This window comes from Anaerolinea thermophila UNI-1 (assembly GCF_000199675.1).
In the GTDB taxonomy this organism is placed as follows: domain Bacteria; phylum Chloroflexota; class Anaerolineae; order Anaerolineales; family Anaerolineaceae; genus Anaerolinea; species Anaerolinea thermophila.
In genome coordinates, this window is record NC_014960.1 from 1,230,605 (window position 1) to 1,254,029 (window position 23,425).

Annotated in this window: 20 protein-coding genes; 4 read left to right on the top strand and 16 right to left on the bottom strand. The window is 51.9% G+C overall.

What is annotated here, in order from left to right:
• Nucleotides 1-15 precede the first annotated feature (15 nt).
• From ANT_RS05535 to ANT_RS05585, 11 genes are all read right to left on the bottom strand, one after another.
• Complete coding sequence (locus tag ANT_RS05535) at nt 16-585, bottom strand: hypothetical protein (RefSeq protein ID WP_013559530.1); 570 nt, start codon at nt 583-585, stop codon at nt 16-18.
• 62 nt (nt 586-647) lie between these two features.
• On the bottom strand, nt 648-1,655 hold the full coding sequence (locus ANT_RS05540; protein WP_013559531.1) for an N-acetylglucosamine kinase: 1,008 nt from the start codon (nt 1,653-1,655) through the stop codon (nt 648-650).
• Between the two features lie 9 nt (nt 1,656-1,664).
• Nucleotides 1,665-2,960, bottom strand: a complete 1,296-nt coding sequence (locus ANT_RS05545; protein WP_013559532.1) for a 6-phospho-beta-glucosidase — start codon at nt 2,958-2,960, stop codon at nt 1,665-1,667.
• Nucleotides 2,961-2,981: 21 nt separating this feature from the next.
• Complete coding sequence (locus ANT_RS05550; RefSeq protein WP_013559533.1) at nt 2,982-4,016, bottom strand: LacI family DNA-binding transcriptional regulator; 1,035 nt, start codon at nt 4,014-4,016, stop codon at nt 2,982-2,984.
• A gap of 207 nt (nt 4,017-4,223) precedes the next feature.
• On the bottom strand, nt 4,224-5,414 hold the full coding sequence (locus ANT_RS05555) for a Gfo/Idh/MocA family protein (RefSeq protein WP_013559534.1): 1,191 nt from the start codon (nt 5,412-5,414) through the stop codon (nt 4,224-4,226).
• A 34-nt stretch (nt 5,415-5,448) separates the two neighbouring features.
• Nucleotides 5,449-6,450, bottom strand: coding sequence for a sugar phosphate isomerase/epimerase family protein (locus ANT_RS05560; RefSeq protein WP_013559535.1), 1,002 nt, complete (start codon nt 6,448-6,450; stop codon nt 5,449-5,451).
• 25 nt (nt 6,451-6,475) lie between these two features.
• The gene (locus ANT_RS05565) at nt 6,476-7,201 is read right to left on the bottom strand and encodes a ThuA domain-containing protein (protein WP_013559536.1); all 726 of its coding nucleotides are present in this window, start codon (nt 7,199-7,201) and stop codon (nt 6,476-6,478) included.
• Nucleotides 7,202-7,215: 14 nt separating this feature from the next.
• A complete protein-coding gene (locus tag ANT_RS05570; protein ID WP_013559537.1) occupies nt 7,216-8,211 on the bottom strand; it encodes a Gfo/Idh/MocA family protein in 996 nt (331 codons plus the stop codon).
• Between the two features lie 13 nt (nt 8,212-8,224).
• Nucleotides 8,225-9,571, bottom strand: coding sequence for a GH1 family beta-glucosidase (locus ANT_RS05575; protein ID WP_013559538.1), 1,347 nt, complete (start codon nt 9,569-9,571; stop codon nt 8,225-8,227).
• Nucleotides 9,572-9,654: 83 nt separating this feature from the next.
• Nucleotides 9,655-10,284 carry a protein-methionine-sulfoxide reductase heme-binding subunit MsrQ gene (gene msrQ, locus ANT_RS05580; protein ID WP_013559539.1) on the bottom strand — a complete coding sequence of 210 codons (630 nt, stop codon included), beginning with the start codon at nt 10,282-10,284 and terminating at the stop codon, nt 9,655-9,657.
• Between the two features lie 79 nt (nt 10,285-10,363).
• Complete coding sequence (locus tag ANT_RS05585) at nt 10,364-11,173, bottom strand: transposase (RefSeq protein WP_172634560.1); 810 nt, start codon at nt 11,171-11,173, stop codon at nt 10,364-10,366.
• Between the two features lie 101 nt (nt 11,174-11,274).
• Here ANT_RS05585 and ANT_RS05590 point away from each other — a divergent pair, with 101 nt between their 5' ends.
• The gene (locus ANT_RS05590) at nt 11,275-11,784 is read left to right on the top strand and encodes a hypothetical protein (protein ID WP_013559540.1); all 510 of its coding nucleotides are present in this window, start codon (nt 11,275-11,277) and stop codon (nt 11,782-11,784) included.
• Here ANT_RS05590 and ANT_RS05595 read toward each other — a convergent pair.
• Genes ANT_RS05595 through ftcD form a run of 4 tightly spaced genes read right to left on the bottom strand, consistent with a single transcriptional unit; the run spans nt 11,781 to nt 16,213 of the window.
• A complete protein-coding gene (locus tag ANT_RS05595; RefSeq protein ID WP_013559541.1) occupies nt 11,781-12,401 on the bottom strand; it encodes an NUDIX hydrolase in 621 nt (206 codons plus the stop codon). The genes ANT_RS05590 and ANT_RS05595 overlap by 4 nt on opposite strands.
• Nucleotides 12,398-12,952 (bottom strand): dCTP deaminase, encoded by a 555-nt coding sequence (gene dcd, locus ANT_RS05600; RefSeq protein ID WP_013559542.1) that lies wholly within the window; start codon nt 12,950-12,952, stop codon nt 12,398-12,400. Before dcd ends, ANT_RS05595 begins: the two co-directional genes overlap by 4 nt.
• A 29-nt stretch (nt 12,953-12,981) precedes the next feature.
• Complete coding sequence (locus ANT_RS05605; protein ID WP_013559543.1) at nt 12,982-14,658, bottom strand: CapA family protein; 1,677 nt, start codon at nt 14,656-14,658, stop codon at nt 12,982-12,984.
• Between the two features lie 13 nt (nt 14,659-14,671).
• Nucleotides 14,672-16,213 (bottom strand): glutamate formimidoyltransferase, encoded by a 1,542-nt coding sequence (gene ftcD / locus ANT_RS05610; protein ID WP_013559544.1) that lies wholly within the window; start codon nt 16,211-16,213, stop codon nt 14,672-14,674.
• 133 nt (nt 16,214-16,346) lie between these two features.
• Here ftcD and ANT_RS05615 point away from each other — a divergent pair, with 133 nt between their 5' ends.
• On the top strand, nt 16,347-16,619 hold the full coding sequence (locus ANT_RS05615; RefSeq protein ID WP_013559545.1) for an SOS response-associated peptidase family protein: 273 nt from the start codon (nt 16,347-16,349) through the stop codon (nt 16,617-16,619).
• A gap of 12 nt (nt 16,620-16,631) precedes the next feature.
• Here the strand turns inward: ANT_RS05615 and ANT_RS05620 are convergent, their stop codons facing one another.
• A complete protein-coding gene (locus ANT_RS05620) occupies nt 16,632-17,441 on the bottom strand; it encodes a transposase (RefSeq protein ID WP_172634560.1) in 810 nt (269 codons plus the stop codon).
• Between ANT_RS05620 and ANT_RS16965 the strand changes: the two genes are divergently transcribed.
• The gene (locus tag ANT_RS16965) at nt 17,409-17,948 is read left to right on the top strand and encodes an SOS response-associated peptidase (protein ID WP_081460300.1); all 540 of its coding nucleotides are present in this window, start codon (nt 17,409-17,411) and stop codon (nt 17,946-17,948) included. The two genes, ANT_RS05620 and ANT_RS16965, sit on opposite strands and share 33 nt — an antisense overlap.
• Nucleotides 17,945-23,404 (top strand): ATP-binding protein, encoded by a 5,460-nt coding sequence (locus ANT_RS16155; protein WP_013559547.1) that lies wholly within the window; start codon nt 17,945-17,947, stop codon nt 23,402-23,404. The genes ANT_RS16965 and ANT_RS16155 overlap by 4 nt, the downstream gene beginning before the upstream one ends.
• Nucleotides 23,405-23,425 lie beyond the last annotated feature (21 nt).

Genomic DNA, 23,425 nt, shown 5'->3' on the forward strand with positions numbered 1-23,425 from the left:
AATGTCTATTTCCCTCTAGCGCAGAGAGCGAATAAAAGCATCCACTCCTGCTTGGTCCCACGCATTGGGCTTTCCAATAATCATGAGCCAGGCAGTGCCATTTTTTCCGTCGAATAGCCCCATCATCTGGCGCACTGCTTCTCCCTGGTCAGTGGTTCCCTCATATGTGAGCAATTCGGTGGCTTGACCGCGAATGGTGACGTTTTCCGAGCCGACATACTCGAGATTGTATCGTTTGCCGGTCTGGGCTTCAATGGCTTGCTGCATTTGTTCTCTCATCTGTTCAGAGGAAAGACCTGCCTCGGCAGGCATTTGGAATAAGAAAATCGTCATGCCTTGACTTTCGTTGGTAAACCCGGCCATGGTGATGTTCAAAAAACTCATGGCGAAGGCTTCTTTGTATCCCTGAGGCAGGGTGTAATCGGCAATCTGGCTGGCGGTCTGGGCGATTTTTACCGGGTCGGTTGACGCAGATTCGCTGATCAACTTCCCCGCGCGGTTAAGGGCAATGATGCCTACCCCTGCGATACACAGACATACCACCGCCAGCACTCCCACAATAATCAGGATCGTTTTTCGGTTCATGCTCTCTCCTTAAGTGATAGATGGGTTACTCACTGTCTTTATACTGTGAAAGAGTAGAAGCGTCAACTGCAAGGGAAGGGGGCAGCGTTTAAGGAATTCTTAAGAAATGTAAAAGCAGACTTAACTAAACGTTTTCGGGTTGCAGGAAAAGCCATTTCTCCTGCTTGTTCCATCCCCAAAAGCACAGCGCCGATTACTGGCGGGGCTTGAAGGGCATGAAACATTGCCCGTGGGGCAAATTCCTGTATGGTCTGCATAAGGGGTTCTGTAAAAAGAGGACCGCCTTTGAAAACACTGCCAATCAAGACCACTTCAAAGGTTTCATCTTGCAAGTTGACCTGACGAATCACGGCTTTGGTAGTTTCACCCAGTTCTCGTGCTGTCCATTGAATGACTTCCCTGGCAACCTCATCTTCCTGATAGGCTACCTCAAATACCAGGCGCGCCAGTTCAGCAGAGAGGGGATACTTCTCCAGAGCGATGCCCTCAATTAGGGCTGTCAAATCCGGTGCATCAAAGGCTTGCATGAAAGCCTCGGATAGCCGCGTAGTGGGACCTCTGGTGGACCAGTGATGAGAGATGGCTTGAACAGCACGGTAAACGATATCGGTTGCTCCGCCGTATTCTCCAAACAGTCCACCACATCCGGTTACCCATCCCTCTCGCCCGTCACGGGTACGGGCACGCACATTATTGCCTGTGCCTGCGTCGACCACTACTCCCCAGCCTTCACTGGTTCCAGCAATTAACCCGATGACCACATCGTTCACGGCTTCTACAGGACAGGACAAGCCGAGAGCAGCAATGCTTTCCAGGGTGGGCTGGCGTTCAGAGGGGAAGTCATAACCCGCAATGCCGAATCCTGCGCCAGCAATATCTTCCTTTTTTACCCCGCTTTGTGTCAGTGCACCTTCAAGGGCTTCTTTCATGGCTCGTGTCAGCCCATCGTATCCTACCCCTTCATGGTTGCCAGGACCTGCGCATCCCATTCCCAGGACGTTGCCATGTTCATCTGCCAGAAGTGCATGGGTTTTGGTTCCACCGACATCAATTCCCAGGTAAACAGGCATGGTGTTTCTCTATGAGAAGAATTGGGGCAGGTAAGCCCGGTTGGTGAGGAGAAGGTCGTCCATGACGGTTTGGATCATGGATACATCGGGTCCCAGAGGATGCACCAGCAGAGCCTCGTACAGCGCCTTACGGTCTCCATGAACCGCGGCTTCTACGGTCAGCAGTTCGTACATTTTAACCGGTGCCAGCAGCCCATAACAAGCCTCCGGCAACGGACGGGCGGGCAGCGGGTGAATACCCGTGGCGTCAATCCGGCAGGGCAGTTCCATTACCCAGTCGGCTGGATATTCTTTTACAGCGCCGTTTTGGCGAACATTCACGGTTTCAATCATGCCCGTTGAACAGGCGTGGGCGTGAATCACTCGTGTTGCCAGTGTGGAATAGTAGGCACCCCCCCGTTGCATCAATCCTTCCGGAACGGTGACCAGGTTGGGATTGGCGTATTCTTCTAACAATTGGGCTTCGATTTTCAGCACTTGCTCAGCCCGTGAGGGAGGCCATTTGTCCTGCGCGGCAAGCATGGCGCGGGTATTGTAGTAGTATTGAAGGTAATAGTTGGGGAGCATCCCCAATGCCTCAATCAATTGGGGGGGCCACTCTGGATGATCGGACTTGCGCAGTTCTTCGATATAAAAGTGTAACACCTCATCCCAGCGATCCTGCCCCCGAATGGTTAAGCCCCGGTACCATGTGAGATGATTCAATCCTAATGAGTCCAGAATCACCTCTTCCGGGCTGACTTGCTCGCCCGTGAGGGCGTTCCAGCGGTTCAGAAGGGTCATCTTGGTAGTGATGGGTGAATTACATAAACCCACACTTGGAATGTCCGGTGCGTAACGTGTCAGCGCCTCGGTGACCAGGCCGGATGGGTTGGTGAAATTGACCAGCATGGCTTCGGGTGCCAGTTCCTGCATCTCTCGAGCAATATCGAGCAGAACCGGTATCGTACGCAGGGCTTTTGCCATTCCACCGATGCCGGTGGTTTCCTGTCCAATTAGCCCGTATCGTTTTCCCAGATATTCATCTTCCCGCCGGGCGGGGATGTATCCCACACGGAATTGAGTCAGGACGTAGGCGGAGCCGCGAATGGCTTCTTTGCGACTGTCGGTGAGGGTTACCTTGAAACGCGCGCCCTGATGTTCGGCGATCCGTTGACAGAAATCCCCCACAATTTCCAGACGTTGGGGCTGGATATCCATCAACATGAGTTCATCTAAAGCAAGCGAATCTTGCACTTCCAGAAAACCCTTAATTAATTCGGGGGTGTACGTGGACCCGCCCCCAATAACAGCAATTTTCATCATTCTGTCCTTTCTTTGGTGAGTTTAGGAAGGATGCGAGGTAATACATCCACAGGAACGGCGAATCACCAGATGGGTTGGAAGTACCTGTGATTGTACGGCTTCCCCGCGAATTTGTTGAATCAGCAATTGAGCGGCTGTGTATCCTGCCTGTTCAATGGGGGAATGGACGGTGGTCAGAGGGAGAGGCAGATAAGGAGCAAGATAGTCATCATCAAACCCTACAATAGCAATTTCATCGGGAATAGAAACACCCATTTCCAGCAGGGCTTTCATCACCGCAGCGGCGGAGGCATCATCGCCGGTAAAGATGGCTTGTGGGCGCTTCCCACTGCTCAGCATTTGTCGCACAGACTCAGCCGCAGTTTCAGGATGGAAGTTCCCAATCCCAAAAAGCGCCTCATCTGGTTGGAGGCCGTGTTTCTGGAGAGAAGCACGAAAACCCTGCTCGCGTTCATGAGACTCTTCATTTGTTACGGGACCTCTGAGAAAACCAATGCGGGTATATCCATGCACTTCGATAAGGTGGTCGATCAATTTTTCTGTGCCGAGGCGGTTTTCAACAGTCACGTAAGGAATTTCGCAGTCTTTTGGGGAGGTACGATGTAACAGGACGATGGGAAAACCCTTAACATGCAGAGCCCTCAGGTCTTCATCGGACATTCCTTCGGTGAATACAATCAACCCGTCAGTATTTTGAGGCCCTACCGGAGGGGTGAGTGGGCGGTGAGGTACAGGATGACAGGGGGAAACATAGACCAGCAATTCAAAGCCCTCTTCGTTGACGCCCCGTTCAATCCCGGAGAACATCAGCGGGAAGAATGTCCCGCCAATCATGGGAACAATCAAGCCAATCGTGTTGGTACGTTTGCTTGCCAGTTTGCGGGCGGCGGCATTAGGATTGAACTGGAGTCGTTCAATCACTTCCCATACCCGCTGAGCGGTTTCCTCTGCTACTGGCGTGTTTTGATTGAGTACCCGACTCACGGTGGAGATGGAAACTCCTGCTTCTTTGGCTACATCTACGATGGTTACTTTTTTTATTCCTTTAGCATTCATTCCTATACCCCAGAGATTCAAAATGGGGAACATTTCCCCCGTGCAGTGTCAAGGATGATATTCTCAGAAGAGAGAAGATTGTCTTAATTTTCCCCAGTTTTCCACAAAAGGCAAGTTTCACACAAGTCCAATCGAGAACCTTCTCGATGGATTCTGAAACGGGTAAAGGGAAAGCCGGGACAGGCTTGCTGTGTCCCGGCTTCTAACTCAGTAACGGATGTAAATGGTCTTTTCCTGTTCAGCCGACTGCAGAATGGCATCGCAAATCACGGCATTTTTGTATCCATCCTCAAAAGTTGCTCCAAAAGGTGCTACCGGTTTGTGATTCACAATACAATCTAACAGGTGGGCAATCTCATGGACGAAGGTGTGTTCCCAGCCGATAATGTGCCCCTGAGGCCACCAGTGTTTCCAGAAGGGATGATAACTCTCGCTGACCAGAACATTGTGGAAGCCCTGGGTTTCGCGGGGCTGTTCATCCTTCCAGAACACTTCCAGTTCGTTGAAGCGTTCGAGATTGAAAACCAACGTGCCTTTCGATCCGTTGATTTCAATGACTTGATGATTTTTCCGACCGGCGCAGAAACGAGAGGCTTCCAGCGTGCCGATGGCGCCGTTTTCAAATTCTACGGTGGCAACAAAGGCGTCGTCCACCGTAACTTCTCCTGTTCCGCCACCCGGCACAGGACGTTGTTTGATGAATGTCTTTGCCAGTGCAGAGACCTTACGCGGCTCGCCGACAAGGAAGCGGGCTAGGTCAATGATGTGTGATCCTAAATCGCCCAGTGCGCCGGACCCTGAGACGTTTTTGTCCAGCCGCCAGACAAAGGGGAAGTTAGGATCCATAATCCATTCCTGCAGGTACACTGCGCGGAAATGGTAAATTTCTCCCAATTGTCCTGAACGAATCAGGTCATACGCCAGCCGGATGGCGGGGACAAAACGGTAGTTATGCGCGACCATGTGCACCACGCCTGTCTTTTCGACCGCTTCCAGCATTTGCGCGGCTTCTCTGGCGTTCCTGGCAAGAGGTTTTTCGCACAGAATGTGCTTTCCGGCTTGCGCTGCGGCGATGCTTGGTTCAGCATGGGCATCGTTGGGACCGCCGTTATCGAATAATTGAATGTTCTCGTCGCGGATCAGGTCTTTCCAGTCGGTGGTATACCGCTGGTAGCCATAACGTTTTGCGGCTTCGCGAACGGCTTCCTCGTTTCTCCCGCAGATTGCCACCAGTTTGGGAATGGCAGGCGGTGGGTAGACCATATACGGGATTTTCTTGAAGGCGTTCGTATGGGCTTTGCCCATAAAAGCGTATCCCAGCATCCCCACGCCAATTTCGGGGGCTTCGCCAGTCGCGCGTTCCCCAGCCATGGTGATGAATCCCACTTCGTCGGACATTTCTATCCTCCTGAGCAAATCCAAACGAACCGGCTTATTTGCGCTCGAAGGCGGCGTCAAAAGCCACCTGAGAGGGGGCAAAATCCAGGCGACGCACAAACGCGCAGGCTTCGGTGGCGCCAAACTCGCGATCCATGCCGCTGTCTTCCCATTCTACCGAGAGCGGTCCCTGATACTGAATGGCGTTCAGGGCGCGGATGATTTCCTCGAAGTTGATTTTTCCTCTCCCCAGGGAGCGAAAATCCCAATACCGGCGACGGTCGCCAAAATTGAGGTGTCCGCCAAACACGCCGGCTTCGCTGGGCTTATCTGACCAGTACACATCTTTCATGTGGACGTGGTAAATACGTTCCCCAAAGCGCAGGATAAATGCTACGTAATCTACCCCCTGATAGCCAAAGTGGCTGGGGTCGAAGTTAAACCCAAAGGCTTTGCGTCCGCCCACGGCTTGAACGGCTCGCTCAGCAGAGGCAATATCGAAGGCGATTTCCGTGGGGTGGGCTTCCAGAGCAAAGCGTACACCGACTTCGTCAAACACATCCAGGATGGGATTCCACATCTCGGCAAAGAAGGCGTAGCCTTTATCAATCAAGTCGGGTGGGTTGGGAGGGAAGGAATAGAGATACTGCCAGATGGATGAGCCGGTGAAGCCAGGAACAACCTTGACGCCCATTTTGGCTGCTGCGCGGGCGGTCATTTTCATTTCCTCCGTTGCGCGTTGGCGTACGCCATCTTCTCTGCCATCTCCCCACACGCGTGGGGGCAGAATGCTCTTGTGGCGTTCGTCAATGCGGTCACAAACCGCCTGTCCAACCAGATGGTTGCTGATGGCGTAGCACTTCAGCCCGTACTTCTCGAGGATATCCCAGCGTGATTGAATATAGCCATCCTCGCTCAATGCGCGTTCCACGTCAAAGTGGTCGCCCCAGCAGGCGATTTCAATCCCGTCATAGCCAAATGATTTGGCTTTAGCGCAGATGGTCTCAAAGGGCAAATCAGCCCATTGACCGGTGAACAGGGTTACGGGTCTTGGCATACAGTCCTCCTGTGTTTCAAAAAAACTACAACTCTTCCAGTGGATTCGGTTTGTGCCAGTAGGTAATCGCGGGCAGGTTGCCGGGGGCTGCCCATTTCACCGCGTTGATGATAACCTGCTGAACTTCTTTTTGGTAATAAGTGGGGTAGGTTTCATGCCCTGGGCGGAAGTAGAAGATTTTGCCCGCGCCCCGCGTCCAGCAGCAGCCGGAACGGAAAACTTCTCCTCCCTTGAACCACGAGATGAACACCAGTTCATCCGGGGCGGGGATGTCAAAGTGTTCCCCGTACATTTCTTCGTGGGGGATTTCGATATATTCCGGCAAACCTGCGGCGATGGGATGCGCAGGATTGACCACCCACAATCGTTCCTTTTCTCCTGCCTCGCGCCACTTAAGTGCACCGGTTGTGCCCATCAGGCGCAGGAAAGGCTTGGACATGTGTCCGGAATGCAGCACAATTAACCCCATCCCTTCCTGTACTCGTTTCACCACACGATCCACAATGGTATCTTGAACGGCGTGATGTGCCATGTGCCCCCACCAGGTCAATACATCGGTCTGGGCAAGCACCTCTTCTGTTAACCCGTGTTCGGGATCGTCAAGCGTGGCTGTGCGTACGAAAAAACCTGCTTCTTGCAGGGCTTGTGCTAATACAGCGTGCATTCCATGGGGATAAACACGTTTGACTTCTTCGTGGGTCTTTTCATGTACCCCTTCATTCCATACGGTAACGCGAATCGATTGGCTCATCTTTTGTTCCTTTCTTAACAATATACTACCTGACCATTTTGTGACGCGGAACGTTGAATGGCGTCATAAAGGCGTGCCATGCGCAAGCCTACTTCTGGGGGACAGGGATTGGGAATTTCCCCATTGCGGACCGCAAGGAACTGCTCCCACACTCCCAAAGAGGTTGGAACTCTCACCTTATGGAATTTTTCCTCTTTTTCCCGCTGGATTTCCAGAAATTCACCCCAAACACCGGTGCGCAGGATGGCTTTCTGACTGAAGACGTAGATGTTCGAAGCACAGGATGGGATGGCTTCTCCGCAGGCATGTAAAGTCACCAGCGCACCTGATTTCAGTTTACCGATCACTACCCCCAGGGTTTCGACAGGGCGTCCGTGGTGTTCCAGAAATGCTGCCACCTCACTGAACTCTTCTCCGGCAAGGTCCACCACCGTGTTGAGCATGTGAGCGCCGGTATCAAAGAGAAAACCACCCCCGGAGAGCGCAGGGTCCTGCCGCCACGTTCCCACGGTGGCGGGTCCCCAGTTTTGCCAGACCGTTGCACTGATAGAGAGGATCTTGCCGAGTTTTCCTGAGTGCAACCATGCGCTGGCTTGACGGACTTGTGGCGAAAGACTACCCGGGAACGCCACGACCAGGAGTTTTCCGGTTCTATCGCGCACTTTGATTAAATCCTGCGCTTCCTGGGCGTTCATCACCATGGGCTTTTCCAGCAGCACATCCAGTCCGGATTCCAGGCATGCTTTTGCCTGCTCAAAATGGTAGGCATGTGGTGTAATGATAAAAGCCGCATCCAGTTCAAAAGTCTCCAGCAGTTTCTGTAAGTCAGGCTCGTTGGGGGGAACTGCCAGCCCTGCCTCCTCGAAAATTCTGGCAGTGGCGGTAAATTGCTCCTCAGAGGGTTCACAGAGAGCTACAACCTGAGTGGTATGTTGCTGTCGAAGCATCTGGTGGAGATGGTAGCGTGCCATCCCGCCACAGCCAATCATGGCAACGCGCACTGGAGTCATAGATGTGTCCTTCCTACTCCCAAACTGCATTTTGTCGAATGACCTCGCGGTACCAGTATGCCGAGAGTTTTGGAATCCGTTTCTGAGTGGCGTAATCTACCCGTACAATCCCAAAACGTGGGCGGTATCCTAAAGCCCACTCGAAGTTATCCATGAAACTCCAGACGAAATAGCCTCGCAGGTTTACTCCCTGTTGAATGGCATCATGTGCTGCGATGAGATGTCGCCGGAGATAAGCAATCCGCTCACGATCTTGCACAAAGCCATGTTCATCGGGCTGATCCGGTGCAGCGGTACCGTTTTCGGTGATGTAAATGTCCGGGTTGCCGTAGTGATTGCGCAACTTCAACAGGATGGCGGTCAGTCCTTCCGGGTGTACCCCCCAGCCCATCTCCGTTTGACTCCACATCGGCGCGCTGAAAGGTCGGGCTGCTGCCTTAAGGAGCCCACCCCATGGCTCATAGCGTACTTTCAAGGTAAAGTAATAGTTCAACCCCAGGAAGTCAATTGGGGTGGAGATGATTTCCATATCGCCCTCCTGGGGTTGAGGGGCAATTGTGCCAAGCCATTCCATCAATCCCTGTGGGTATTGCCTTTTGAAAATGGGGTCTAAAAAGAGGTGATGGGAGTGATCCAGCATGCGCTGAGTTGCCAGAACGTCTGCTTCTGAGTCTGATTCAGGAATGTAATTCTGCAAATCCAGTACAATGCCTATTTTTCCGGGATATCCACCCTGCCGGAACACCTGCACGGCTTTGCCATGTGCCAGGTTCAAATGGTGAGCCACACGGTATGCCACAGAGGCATCTGCCAGTCCGGGAGCCATAGAGCCGCCCAGATAGCCACTGGTGACCACGACCGGTTCGTTGTGGGTAGCCCACAGGGCAACACGGTCCCCCAAACGGTCAAACATCACGCGCGCGTATTCGGCAAACCTATCGGTCGTGTCGCGATTTGCCCACCCGCCCAAATCCTGCAGGGCTTGGGGTAAATCCCAGTGATTTAACGTGGCGTTGGCGAGTATACCGGCTTTTCCCAATTCGTCCACCAGGCGATCATAAAAATCCAACCCTTTAGGGTTGACTTTTCCTTTGCCATCTGGAAAGATACGCGTCCAGGCAATAGAGAAGCGATACCCTTTTACCCCCAGTTCTTTCATCAGAGCCACGTCTTCCGGCATACGATGGTAGTGATCGCAGGCAATATCACCGGTATCTCCATTGGCGATGCGGTAGGGAGTATGGCAGAAGCGATCCCAAATGCTTTCTCCCTTGCCGTCCTCGTTCCATGCACCTTCAACCTGATAAGCGGATGTAGAGACTCCCCAAACAAAGTCCTGAGGGAATGCTTTGACAATCATGGAAACTCCTCGATGAAACAGAATGTAAATAGACTCCGAGATGCCCGGAGAGATAAAAGTGATGGTTCACATTGGATTATATATCATTCTCTGGAACGAAAGAATTGAATAAACCGGCGAATTGGGGGGAGACGCAGGATGAGTAATCCGAACAAAATCACTCCAGCAATGAGCGGGCGCAAAATTTCCCCGCTCAGACGAAACAAGTCTCCCTTGCTTGCCCAGGCGAAATGCAGAATCACCAGGATCCCTGCCAGATACACCAACCGATGCAGGGTTTTCCAGTGCTTTCCCAACCAGCGAGGGGAGAAGTCAAAAGAAGTGAGCGCTAAAAGCAACAGGATGAAGAGGGCTAATGCCCCGGCAAGGATGAAAGGCTTTTCTTTGAGTGAGGGCAGAATGAAATTCCATGCCCAGTCATAATCGAGCCACACGTATATCAGGAAGTGAATGCTGGCATACAGGAAAGCATATAAGCCTAGTGGACGACGAAATCTCAGGGCTTGTCGCCATTTGAACAGAAGAGAAAGAGGAGTACATGCCAGCGAGAGCAGTAAGAAAATCAGCGCCCAATCGCCTGTAAAGCGCGTGGCGGCTTGAATGGGGTTGATGGTGAGATCATTGATTTGCCAGCGGACAATCAGGACAATTAACGGCATCAAGCCAACGCTGTGCAGAAGAATGCGCAGGACCCCGTTCCGTTGCGATGACATGCACCGATTTTAATCTTTTTCAAGCGAAGAAACAATTTGCCAGTGCTCTGTTGCAAAGATAGGTTAGGAAGAGATACACCTAGCGGTGTATGTTGTAGACCAGTCCTTTGATAATCGGTTCTCGGTTTTGCAGGCTGCGTTTCCGCGAGCGGATGGCTTGCCCGAATTTGCGCTTGATGACCGAATTCACGGTTTCGGTCTTCCAGCGTTGACCATAGAGACCATCCAGGCGAGCCGCAGAGACAAGCTCGCTTCTTGCTCGTCGTTCAGGGGCCAGCAAATTTCCACCTCGCCGAACGGGTGGAATCAAGTCTTGAGGCCGGACAGTCCGACCATCGAACCCTGAATCGGCCAGCAAGACCCAAGCCCGACGTTTGGCAAACCGCCTGGCTTTGCGGCGCAGATAGCCCAGATAAGGGGCATCGCTACCTGGACCCCAGCCGGATTGCATCGCAAGGATGAATTGCGAGACAATTCCAACGGCATAAACGCCCTTCGCCCAGTGGCGATAGGCTTTTCCCGAACGGCTTTGGTAGTAAGAACTGGCCGGGCCGGGTGAGAAGCCGGTACTATCGGCAGCCACCCCTTCTTCTTCAGGCCGTCCGATTTCCTCGAGCAAGGTCTCGTTCATGCGCATCCAATCCGCTTTGCGTATCTTGGCGTAGGTACGTTGCAGGGTCGTATGATCGGGAACACGCGGTAATTCCAGCTCCTTACCAACCGCATCGCTTGCCAGCAGCCATTCTTCCATGTCGCGATAGCTGAGATTCAGGTAGAACATCAACAAAACACAGGCCCCCAACTGCGGCAACGTGAAGTGATGGGGACTCTTGGCATGTGAATACATCGGTAATGCTTGTTTGGCAAGCCGGTAGGCGATCCTCGCCACTCGGACGTATCTGCTTTCTCGTGTGGTCATACCGTATGTTTACCACATTTCAACCATGATTGCAACAGAGCAATTTGCCAGTATAATCAGGTAAATTCATCATGGAGATGGAATTGCTGCCATACGGGGTGGTTTTAATTGCGTTGCTGGGGCTTGCTTTGCTGGTGCGTAGTCTGGGTGTCTTGCGAGCATTCCAGCAACAGATTCGCCAAATGTTCAGCCGCGCACGCATCCAGTGGATTACCTGGGGGATGCTTGTGTTCCCGCTTCTGGTGAGTGGTGGAGTGTGGTTCTGGCTTTCATCCCAGGAAAAGGTAGCCTTGTTGATTAAGTGGGCGTATGTTTTTTTCATGTTAGGGACATGGCTGACCCTATCGCTTGCTATGTTCCTGCTGTATTTGCTTTATCGCCTTGAGCAGAAGCCCAGTGTTGCCATGTTGTCTTCGCCGGTCTTAATCGTCCCCTTAGTGGCTTATTTTTCGCCTTTTCAACGTTTCTTTGAAGTATTTGGAATGTACCCTCAACTGGCAATCCCATGTGGTGTTGTCATGTTTATTGTGGGAGTGCTGGTAATTTTTGAAATTCGTCGCGAACTTTTGTTTCTTTCTTAATCAAATTCCGCAGGCAGGTCGGGCTGTTCGTAATGTCTGAAAAGCATCTCGATATGCTGAGGTAAAGTTCTTGCCAGCGAGAGTTCAGGGATCTCACACCGCCCAAAGAAACGCGATTCACCGGTTTCAATGCTTCCTCTGGGTTCTCCGCCTCGCAATTCGCACAGAAAATACAGTTTGAAAATACTGAATAGATAGGGCGGATGCCCCTGATGTTCGCGGTCAAAGACGGCTACCAGTTTCACTGCTCTGGCTTCATAACCCGTTTCTTCGCGGACTTCTCGCTCCACCGCCGAAGAGGGAGTGTCTCCCGGGTCAACCCAACCACCGGGGAGGGTCCAGCGTCCGCCATCCAGCATTTCCCGTACTAAGAGAATGCGTCCATCCTGAATCACCCCGGCGCGTACATCCACCTTGGGGGTAAGATATCCGGCTTCCGCTCTTAGAATAGCGTGGATTTTCTCTGGAGGGTCTAGACTCTCCAGAGCCATCAATTGCGCAGCGATTTCCATGAGTTTTTCATACCGCTCACGGTCAAAGGGGTTTTGCGCATAACTTAAACCCGCCTGTGCGATGGATTGAATCTGCCGTGCCCAGTTAAGCAAAGAGACACTCATACTTTGGGTAGGATAATGGATTGTTGTTTCTGGTACTTGCCTTTTTTATCGGCATAGGAAATTTCGCAGGGTTCGTCCGCTTCAAAGAACAAAACCTGTGCAATTCCTTCATTTGCATAAATGCGTGCCGGCAATGGGGTGGTATTGCTGATTTCCAGGGTGACAAACCCTTCCCATTCCGGCTCAAAGGGGGTCACATTGACGATAATCCCACAGCGCGCATACGTGGATTTACCCACACAGATCGTCAGGACGTTGCGTGGAATCCGGAAATATTCCACTGTGCGCGCCAGAGCAAAAGAATTGGGGGGAATCACGCACACATCGCCCTTAAAATCCACCATTGATGCACGGTCGAAATTTTTTGGATCTACAATGGCAGAGTAAACATTAGTGAAAATCTTGAACTCGTCGGCAACACGGATATCGTACCCATAAGAGGAAACCCCGTAAGAGATCACCCCCTCACGTACCTGATGATCTACAAATGGCTCAATCATGCCGTGTTCCAGTGCCATTTTGCGAATCCAATGGTCGGGTTTAATGCCCATGAGAAAATCCCCTGCCTTTCCAAAAGTGGTTATGGAATATCTTCCATTTTACCCCAACCGCTGGCATTGAATACCTTCCGGAGCAGATCGCGACGTTCTTGTAATGTTGAAGGACGTGAGCGTGCGTAATCTACAAAGGTAATGGTCAGTACCTCGGTTGAGATGTGTTTTCCATTGTAAAAAACATGCCGATCCATCATGGCTGTGCGGGTGGAGTCCATCGAATACACCTGATCAAAGAATAAATTCCCCAAGCCGTAATGCAGGAATGCCCCCGAATAAAATTCCATGGCATGAGGTTGATGTGCCTGACTGCCGCTCACGATGACTGCACCGGCCTCTGCAACAGCACGAAAATCCTCTTGCAGTTTGGGGCGGGCGATGTACTCGTAATATTCCTGGTGCTGGAAAGTCACAATGGGCAGATATCCCTCGGCTTTGACCTGGCGAATCAATGGTATGAGCCATTCAGGGTCACAATGGATGGCGCCCGGGGTGGTTGGGCTGGCGCTGGCATACCCCTTTTCTTTGTAGTTGCATCCTATGAAGGCAATACGGTTGCCGTTATGTTCGAACAACGCAGGACGTTTGGCTTCTTCATCGTTTGCCCCTCCGCCGTAAGTTTGCCATCCTCGTTGGCGGTACAGATCCAGGGTGAACAACATGGCATCGGCCCCCCAATCGGCAAAGTGATCCCCTGAGAGTTCCACCACATCCGTTCCAATGGATTCCAACAAGCCAATGTAGCGTTCCTGACTGCAGAAGACCAGCCCCTGCCAGTTATAAGGGGCAGGGCAGTTCCTGGCAAATGGTACTTCATTATTAACATGCAAAATATCCGCTTCCCGAAGCCAATTGCCAATATCCTGAGCCGGATATTCCATACCGTTGCGTTCCATCAATGCAGCCGTACCGCGCACCAGTGCGGTCACGCCGGTCAACATGACGGTGGTAAGGCGGTTTTCATCCCGGTTTGTGAGCAGAAAATCGCCGGAATGGTCTCGTTCCCAATCTTGAAGAAATGCCTTAAGGGCGTTTGGCTCTCCGGACCATCCAAAAGTAACCTGAAGGGGGTAGTCATTTTCCTTAAACTGTTTTTGGATGGGAGAGTGACCATCCAGCGAAATCACCTTCCATTGGGGTACCAGTTGTTCGAAAGGCACAATTGCCCATGTACGGGGACCTTCCCAAGCGCCAGATAAGATGGCATCCTCTGACACAATCATTATGGTGTCCGAAGGCGTTCCCCAAAGAGTGGAAAGGGCTTCGGCAGTAGATGGAGTGACCAGAATGTGGTCGGGACCATCTTCGGAAATTTTGCCTTTTTGCCATACATTCCTCAACTGAGAGGAAGAAAAATCGTCTTCGAAGGTGGGAAAGGGAGCTACCAGGACATAAATCCACCGGCTGATAGATTGGGTTGCCTGTGGAACAAGATGAACCGCCGATAGTTCTTCCGTACCCCACTCCCAACCCTGAGGTAGAGAGATTTGCTCTCTCAACGAAGAGGGTATGGCAGGATGTGCCCATACCTTTCTGGAAATAACTGTCGGCGAAGGAGAAGGCGTAGTTTCTCCTGCTATAGTTTCGACTGGGTGCTCTGTTACCTTCGGTGTTGCTGACACCAAATCCGGGGTGGACATCACCCCGGAGGTGCAGGCAGTTAACCATAAAATACCAGAAAGCAATAAGAGGATTTTTCTCATTCAGTGTAACTTTCTAGAAAGGCAATTTTCCTCTTTGAATTAAGATGTTTTGCATTTGACTTTCTAGTTTTGTGGCTTCATCTTCTAACTGACGTAATTCCGAGACGAACGACTCCACCTGTGAAGAATCGGATAACCCCAGACAATTGATGCGCACATTCAATCCTGCGCCGGTGAGCGCCGCGCGAGCCTGTGCCAGCGCACTGCCTGCGTCCGAAATGGCGTTGAGGTTCCCAAGCGTGGCTACCTGGAGGGCTAATTGCATGATTTGTATGGCTTTGCGGGCAACCCGTAAAGGCACCTGAATTGCTCCGAGGGTGGCTTGTTCCAGCGCACGGGAACGAGCCTCTTGCTGTTCGGGCGTATCTTTGGGCAAACGGGATGCGTTCAGGAAGGCATCAAAAGCCTGAGCATCTTCTGTAATGGCATGAGTCATTTCCTGACGCAGGGCTTCGGCTTGCTCGATGATTTCCCACATTTTGGGCTCGACCTCGGCGTATTTTTTCTTACCCACGGTTAAACGGGCAACCATTGCCACCAACGCTGCCGCGGCAGCGGCGCTGTATGCCGAAGCAGAACCGCCCCCTGGGGTAGGTGTGCCGCGTGCCAGTTCTTCCAGGAAATTAGGTTGTGCCATTTGAGAGGTGGGTTCCTTGCTCAGGGCTTGAGTCATGCGGCGTTCCAGCACCTGATTAGGCTCAAAGCCGTCCAGTTGCAGATACCACACTGCCGAGTCAATCAGGGCATCTTCAGGAATCAAGCCAACCAGTTCACTGTGATGGATTCCCACGCCGTAGCGTTGGGCTTCGCGCCGAATCATTTCCACCACCCGGTATACCGGCGTTTGGCGGAAGTTGGTCAGATTCATTGAAACTTGGGCGCGTCCTTCTACGAGAACCCCCATGGCTTTCACAAAGCGCAATCCGCCGGAAGAATGGCGCACTGCCCGGGCAATCTGACTGGCAATGGAGACATCGTTTGTGGTCAGGTACACATTAAAGGCAATCAGCGGCTGTCGCGCGCCAATCACCGTTGCACCAGCAGGCCCCACCTGCTCAGGTCCAAAATCTGGAGTACGTTCAGGGTTGCGTCCCATTTCCTGTTTCAGGGCTTCGTATTCCCCACGGCGGATATCTTCCAGGTTTTTTCGGCTGGGTCGAGTGGCGGCTTCTTCGTATAGATATACAGGAATCTGCAGAGTTTCACCTACCCGTTTGCCCAGACGGCGCGCCATCTCCACACATTCTTCCATGGTGATATCGCGGATGGGAACGAACGGAACCACATCTGCTGCGCCGATACGAGGGTGTTCGCCAGTGTGGTGATTCAGGTCAATCAGTTCAACGGCTTTTTCGATGCCGCGGTAGGCGGCTTCTTCCACGGCGGCCGGCGGACCGATCAGCGTAATCACCGTACGGTTATGATCCATATCTGAATGTTGATCGAGGATACTGACTTCTGCCACGCTAGCGATGGCACTGCGGATGGCTTCAACAACTTCCGGACGGCGTGCTTCGGAGAAGTTGGGAATGCATTCAACAAGTGGCTGGCTCATTCTGACACCCCGGGAATTGGAATGGTATGGGGTTTATTATAATCACTTTGCAGGGTTGGGGAGAACCTTCTCGCATTGAGTGAACGTGCTAAAATAAAGAAGGGTGGGTTCATGCCCGGAAAATGAGGCTTCCATGTGTGGAAGGTTTACTTTATTTTTGGACGCAGAAACTTTACAGGAAGTTTTTGGGGTGAGTGAGATCCCCGCCGATTACACTCCCCGTTATAATATTGCGCCATCTCAACCTGTAGGTGTCATTACCAACCTTCATCCTCAACGGATGGAATGGATGCGTTGGGGGTTGATTCCCTCGTGGGCAAAAGACCCGGCAATAGGGGAGCGGATGATTAATGCCCGGGCGGAGACGTTGACGGATAAGCCTTGCTCTGTTGCAAAGATAGGTTAGGAAGAGATACACCTAGCGGTGTATGTTGTAGACCAGTCCTTTGATAATCGGTTCTCGGTTTTGCAGGCTGCGTTTCCGCGAGCGGATGGCTTGCCCGAATTTGCGCTTGATGACCGAATTCACGGTTTCGGTCTTCCAGCGTTGACCATAGAGACCATCCAGGCGAGCCGCAGAGACAAGCTCGCTTCTTGCTCGTCGTTCAGGGGCCAGCAAATTTCCACCTCGCCGAACGGGTGGAATCAAGTCTTGAGGCCGGACAGTCCGACCATCGAACCCTGAATCGGCCAGCAAGACCCAAGCCCGACGTTTGGCAAACCGCCTGGCTTTGCGGCGCAGATAGCCCAGATAAGGGGCATCGCTACCTGGACCCCAGCCGGATTGCATCGCAAGGATGAATTGCGAGACAATTCCAACGGCATAAACGCCCTTCGCCCAGTGGCGATAGGCTTTTCCCGAACGGCTTTGGTAGTAAGAACTGGCCGGGCCGGGTGAGAAGCCGGTACTATCGGCAGCCACCCCTTCTTCTTCAGGCCGTCCGATTTCCTCGAGCAAGGTCTCGTTCATGCGCATCCAATCCGCTTTGCGTATCTTGGCGTAGGTACGTTGCAGGGTCGTATGATCGGGAACACGCGGTAATTCCAGCTCCTTACCAACCGCATCGCTTGCCAGCAGCCATTCTTCCATGTCGCGATAGCTGAGATTCAGGTAGAACATCAACAAAACACAGGCCCCCAACTGCGGCAACGTGAAGTGATGGGGACTCTTGGCATGTGAATACATCGGTAATGCTTGTTTGGCAAGCCGGTAGGCGATCCTCGCCACTCGGACGTATCTGCTTTCTCGTGTGGTCATACCGTATGTTTACCACATTTCAACCATGATTGCAACAGAGCAAATAAGCCTTCTTTTCGAACAGCGTTTGCTCGTCGGCGCTGTATTATCCCTGCTACAGGGTTTTATGAGTGGAAGTCCGTTGGGGAGGGGCAAAAGCGTATTCCTTACTTTATCGGATTAAGAGAACATGCCCCCTTTGCTTTTGCCGGTTTATGGGAGGTATGGCTCAATGAAAAGGGAGAAGAGGTACATTCCTGTGCGATTATTACCTGTCCGGCAAATGCACTCGTTGCCGAACTGCATGATCGTATGCCTGTGATTCTGGATTTACAAACGATCCCCAACTGGTTGCACGAGACTTCTGCAGCCAGGTTGAAAACCTTGCTGGTGCCTTTTGAGGCGGATCGCATGGTTGCATATCCGGTTTCCAGGCAGGTCAATTCACCAGCCGTGGATTCTCCTGAACTCATTCTTCCGGAATCTCAGAAAGAATGAATGTAAAGTTTCGTGCCATTCTGATTTCTGCCATTATTCTCATCGCCATGGGGGCAGGGTTTTTCTTGCTTACCAGCCAGGTGCTTTCCAGTCAATTTAACTCGCTGGATGCTCAGATGAACCAGCGAGACCTTCAACAGGTGGTGAAGGAAGTCCAGCGAATTTATGGGGAAATGACCACGCTGGCAAAGGATTGGGCATTGTGGGATGAAAGTTATACATTCCTGAAAGGTCAGAACCCCACTTTTACGGAAGAGAATTTTCATCCTCAGGCGTTGCGTTCAATTTCAATCGATTTGGTGGTACTAAGTGATACAGGTGGATTGATCCGCTTTGCCCAGCACTATGATCAAGAAAGCGAACGTTATGTACCGGTTACTACGTCTCTCCAGGCATACGTAGGCAAAGAGGGCGCTTTTTGGAGATGGCTGGATAGCAGAGAAAGCACAGAGCGTTTGATTGTCGCCGACGGGCATGTCTACTTTGTCACGGCCGTTCCGGTCTTACGCACTTCGGGGGAGGGCCCTGCCGCTGGATTGCTCTTGTTTGGCAGGGAAATTAACGAGCAGTTGCTGGATCAAATTCGGGTCAATTCGGGCGTAGCGGTTGAATTTTATCGGTATGATGAGGTTCCTGAGAATTACCTGCCTCTGCCCAAGGGGCAGTGGGAAGGACAGAATCCCTTATTCCGGGTGAGTGTTTCCAATGATGTCATGAGGGGATTCTACTTACTATGGGGCGCTGGCGAACAACCGCTGGGCGTGCTTGTGGCTACATTACCTCGTCAGATTTATCTGGCAGGAAAAAATGCCATTTTTTTCCTGTTGGGGGGGATGGTTGTTGTTGGAGCCATTGCTCTCCTGATTGATTTGCTTACTCTCAACTTCTACATATTCCGTCCACTGGAGAAATTAGGTGAGAGGCTCAGACTTGCTACGGAGTTGCAGGACCATCTCGCTACCCTTCCGCCCGGTGAAGAACTGGCTCTCTCCCAAATCAGTGCCCCCTTACAGGACCTGATTCAGCAGACACAACAAGCCCGGCAGGAAAGCCAGACCCGCCAGATGCTCTACACTCAACTGTTTGAGCAAGCCCGGGAAGGCTTTGCCTTGCTTGCACCGGAAACTCTGGAGGTTTTAGAAACAAATCGCGAATTTAAGAACTTGCTGGAAATGGAAGAGACGGATGAGCCCGTTAACTTTGCTTCTCTGTTGCTCTCGCGGGTTATTCCGGAAGTGCGTGGGGCTTTGCGTCAGGAATTGCGCGAAATCGCTCGAAAAGGAGAGGGACTGGAGAAATCCCTGGCGTTACGGAGTGGACGGGAGATTGAGTTAAGCATTCAACCTCTGCGAATTGCCAGCCGGTATTACTTCTACGCTTTCGTTCGCGACATGACCGAGCGCCTTCGCCTGGAAGAGCGCTTGCAAAATCAGTTGCGCGAGACTGCTCTGCTCAATCAGGTGATTGCTGTCACCACCACCGATTTGGAGCCTAATGCCGTATTTCAAACGGTTTGTCGGGAATTGGTGTTGAACCTGCATCTGAATTTTGCCGATGTAGCCCTGCTAAGCGAGGATCGCATTTTCATGCATATTGTGGCAGAGTATGGGCAGGATGCAGAAGCGCCTTCATTGCTGGGCAAGGTCATTTCTCTCAAGGAAAATCCCATCTTCCAGCGAGGGTTGAGATCTCCAGATCCGTTGTTTATCCGTGAAATCTCAGCGCAGATTCGTACTGAGCAATTGCGGCGTCTCTTTATGGGTAGAGCCAGCGCCTCGTTGTTGTTGATCCCACTGCTGGTTCGGGAGGAAATCATCGGCTGGGTGATTCTGGAAAGCGAACATCCAACCTTGCTGACGCCGGATGTCATTCGCCTGGCGCAAAGTATGGCGCTTGCCGCGAGCCGTGCTTATGAAGTCACCCGCCTGTACCATGATTTGCAGATAGAGGTAGAGAATTTACGCCGCGCGGAAGAACAACTGGATAAACGTCAGCGTTATCTGGAAGCCTTGATGAAGATTCAGTCTCACCTGCTCGCTCTGGAAGTGGGAGAAAACCCCTACCCCCTGGTTCTGCAGGTACTTGGAGAGATTACAGAGGCTGACCGGGTTTTTGCTTATCAAATCATGCCGGGAAGTGATGGCAGAATTTTTGCCAGCCCTGTTGGACTGTGGGAAAAGTCACCTTCTGAATGGACAGGGCGGGACTTGTTCCAGGTGAACTGGCGTTTCTCAGAGAACCAGCGTCCTTTAGTAGCCGCGCTTCAGGAAGGTGAGGTATGCCTGGCGCATGCTTCCCAACTTGATGAGAAGGCTCAACAGACATTAAATGGTCTGGGTGTGGATACAGTGTTACTCTTCCCCATTTTCCACAACCAGCAACTGGCAGGGATTGTCGGTTTTACTGCTGAACAGGGGGAGCGGGAATGGAGTGATTTGGAAATCTCCATGATTCAGGTGGCGGTAAATTCGCTGGCGATTGCCGAAGAACGTTTGAACGCCGAAGAGTTGATTCGCAACGCCGAACAGCGTTACCGCCTTGTGGTGGAAAATGCCCGCGACATCATTTTCCAGATGGATTTGACCGGACGGTTCACTTTCCTCAACCCTGCCTGGGAGCGGATTACCGGTTTGAAAGTGGCTGACACGGTAGGAAGACCTTTCTGGCAGGCTGCACCGGAAGGAATGGTGCAGGAATTGGGTGCAGGATTCCGTATCCTGCGCGAAAAAGTGACCGACCGTTATCATCAGACAATCCATCTGCATCTCCCTGATGAACGAACCGTCTGGCTCGACGCGTTCATGCAGCGTGTACCTGATCCGGAAACCCAGCGGGAGATGATTTCTGGAACGTTTGTGGATATTTCTTCCTTTAAGCGTATTGAGTACATGTTACGCCGCAATGAACAGGCGCTCCGCTCTCTCCACGACATTACTTCATCTCAATCGTTGCCTTTTGATCAGAAAATCGATCATTTGCTCCAAGTGGGAATACAAACCTTCGGGATGGATTATGCTTACGTGGGTAAGTTGGCCGGAAATGCTTTGTTGATTGAGTCTTCTCATCCCTTTGAAGGTGGTTTTCAGGAAGGAATGACGCTGGAAATTGAGCATACCTTCACCCGGGAGACCTTGCGCGCGAATGAACCTTTAGGGATTGAGAACGTGGCAGAGTCGGATTTTGCCGGTCATCCTGCTCACCGCATCACTCAGATGGCTGCCTACCTGGGCACCCCTATTATCGTGGGCAATGAGGTGTACGGGATTCTTGCCTTTTACAGCCTCAAACCTCGCCGTACCGCTTTCTCTTCCTCGGACCATGAATTTCTGCGTTTGATGGCGCAGTGGATTGGCGCGGAGATTGAACGGGATCGTTATCTCAAGCAACTCCAGCGTATTAGCGATGAACTGGCGTTGGCAAGAGATCAGGCTCTGGAAGCCTCAAGGTTGAAATCGGAATTCCTCGCTACCATGAGCCATGAGATTCGCACCCCGCTCAACGCAGTCATTGGAATGTCGGAAATTTTGCTGGATACTCCGCTGAACGAGGAACAAGCCGATTTTGCCCGCATTATTCGGGATTCGGGCAAGTCCTTGCTTTCCATTATCAATGACATTCTGGACTTCTCCAAGATCGAAGCCGGTAGAATGACCCTGGAATCGGTCGAGTTCCAATTGCTCCCGCTGGTAGATAGTGTCATTGAAATGTTTGCCTCCATCGTCCAGAAAAAGAATTTGCATCTGTTTGGCTGGATTGCGCCAGATGTTCCCAACATTGTGGTAGGGGATCCGGTACGCTTAAGGCAGGTGCTTATCAATCTTGTGGGCAATGGGGTCAAGTTTACCGAGCAGGGCCATGTTTCTGTGAGCATTTCCTTACAGGAACGCCTTGAAAATGAGGTGATCCTGCGTGTAGAAGTGCACGATACTGGAATTGGATTGTCGGAGACGGCACGCAAGCGCCTCTTTACGCCCTTTACTCAGGCGGATGGCAGTATGACCCGTCGGTTTGGTGGGACCGGTCTGGGACTTGCCATTTCCAAGAGCCTGGTTGAACTGATGGGCGGAGAGATTGGCGTGGAGAGCGTGGAAGGTCAGGGGTCTACTTTCTGGTTTACTGTAACATTATCGGTTCGCCCAGAACAACCCGCCTCTGTCGAGTGGGAAGCCTTTGCCGGAAAGCGTGTGTTTGTGCTCAGCCATGACCCGGTAGAGAAACACTTCCTTGAAACCATGCTGAGTGGTTGGCAGATGCAGGTTCACAGTGGCTGTGAGGTGGAAGATGCGGTAGAATGCCTGAGAAAGGACGCACACTTCGATCTGGCGATCCTGGATATCTCCCTGCCAGCAGACTTGCTTCGCAACTTGTTAAGCCACGACATCTCCAGAGCCACAATCCTTCTGGCAAATTTGAACGAACGTGACAAGTGCGTTGCATATGAGCAATTGGAGCGTGTTGTGACTATTCTGCGCCCAGTGCGGCAGTCCGTGCTGATGGAGACAATGCGTTCCCTGTTTATGGATCATCTTACCGGCGAAAGAGTTCTTTCTTATTCGATTGTTGTGGACGAACCTGATTTTGACTTTCCTCCCCAGCATGTGGAACCGGATGGTGAGAAAATTGTCCTTCTGGCTGAAGATAACTCTGCCAATCAGCGTTTGGCAACCGTACAGTTGAAGCGTTTGGGGTATCAGGCAGATCTGGTGACTACTGGAGAGCAAGCCCTGGAAATGTACATGCGCCATCCGGAACGTTACCTGGCAATTTTGATGGATTGTCAGATGCCTGTGATGGATGGGTTTGAAGCCACTCGCCGGATTCGCGAGTTTGAGCATACTCGACAGCGTCATATTCCCATTATTGCCATGACCGCCAATGCCATGCAGGGTGACCGTGAAGCCTGCATCCAGGCAGGAATGGACGATTACATCAGTAAACCGGTCTCCATTCAGCGTCTTGGGGAAGTATTGGCGGCGGTGGAGCGTGCTGTTCGTCCCTCCGGTGAAGAGGTTTTGGAGACGGAAGTGACTGAAATGCGGAACATTCCTGTCCTTGTCTCTGTTGAGCCTCAACTTGAGTCATCGGGGGATGATGAAGATTTACCGTCGCCACTGGACCAGACGATCCTCGAAGGACTGCGGGAACTTGGAGAGGGAGAACAGGATTTTCTGAGTGAGTTGATTGATATTTACCTTGAAGACTCGACTAAATTGGTAGAACGCATTGAGGCGGGAATTCAACAGGGTAATGCCGATCAGGTGCGCGAGGCTGCTCACACCCTTAAAGGCAGCAGTGGGAATCTTGGAGCAGTAGCATTTTCAAAGGTCTGCTTGGAGATGGAAATGGCAGGACGTTCCGGCGATTTGCAGAAAGCCGCTCAGTTGTTTCCCGACTTCTTGCGCGACTATCGGCGGGTGTGTTCAGCATTGAAAAAAGAACGAAAAATTTCTGCTTAAACGCTTGACCGCAATGGGCAC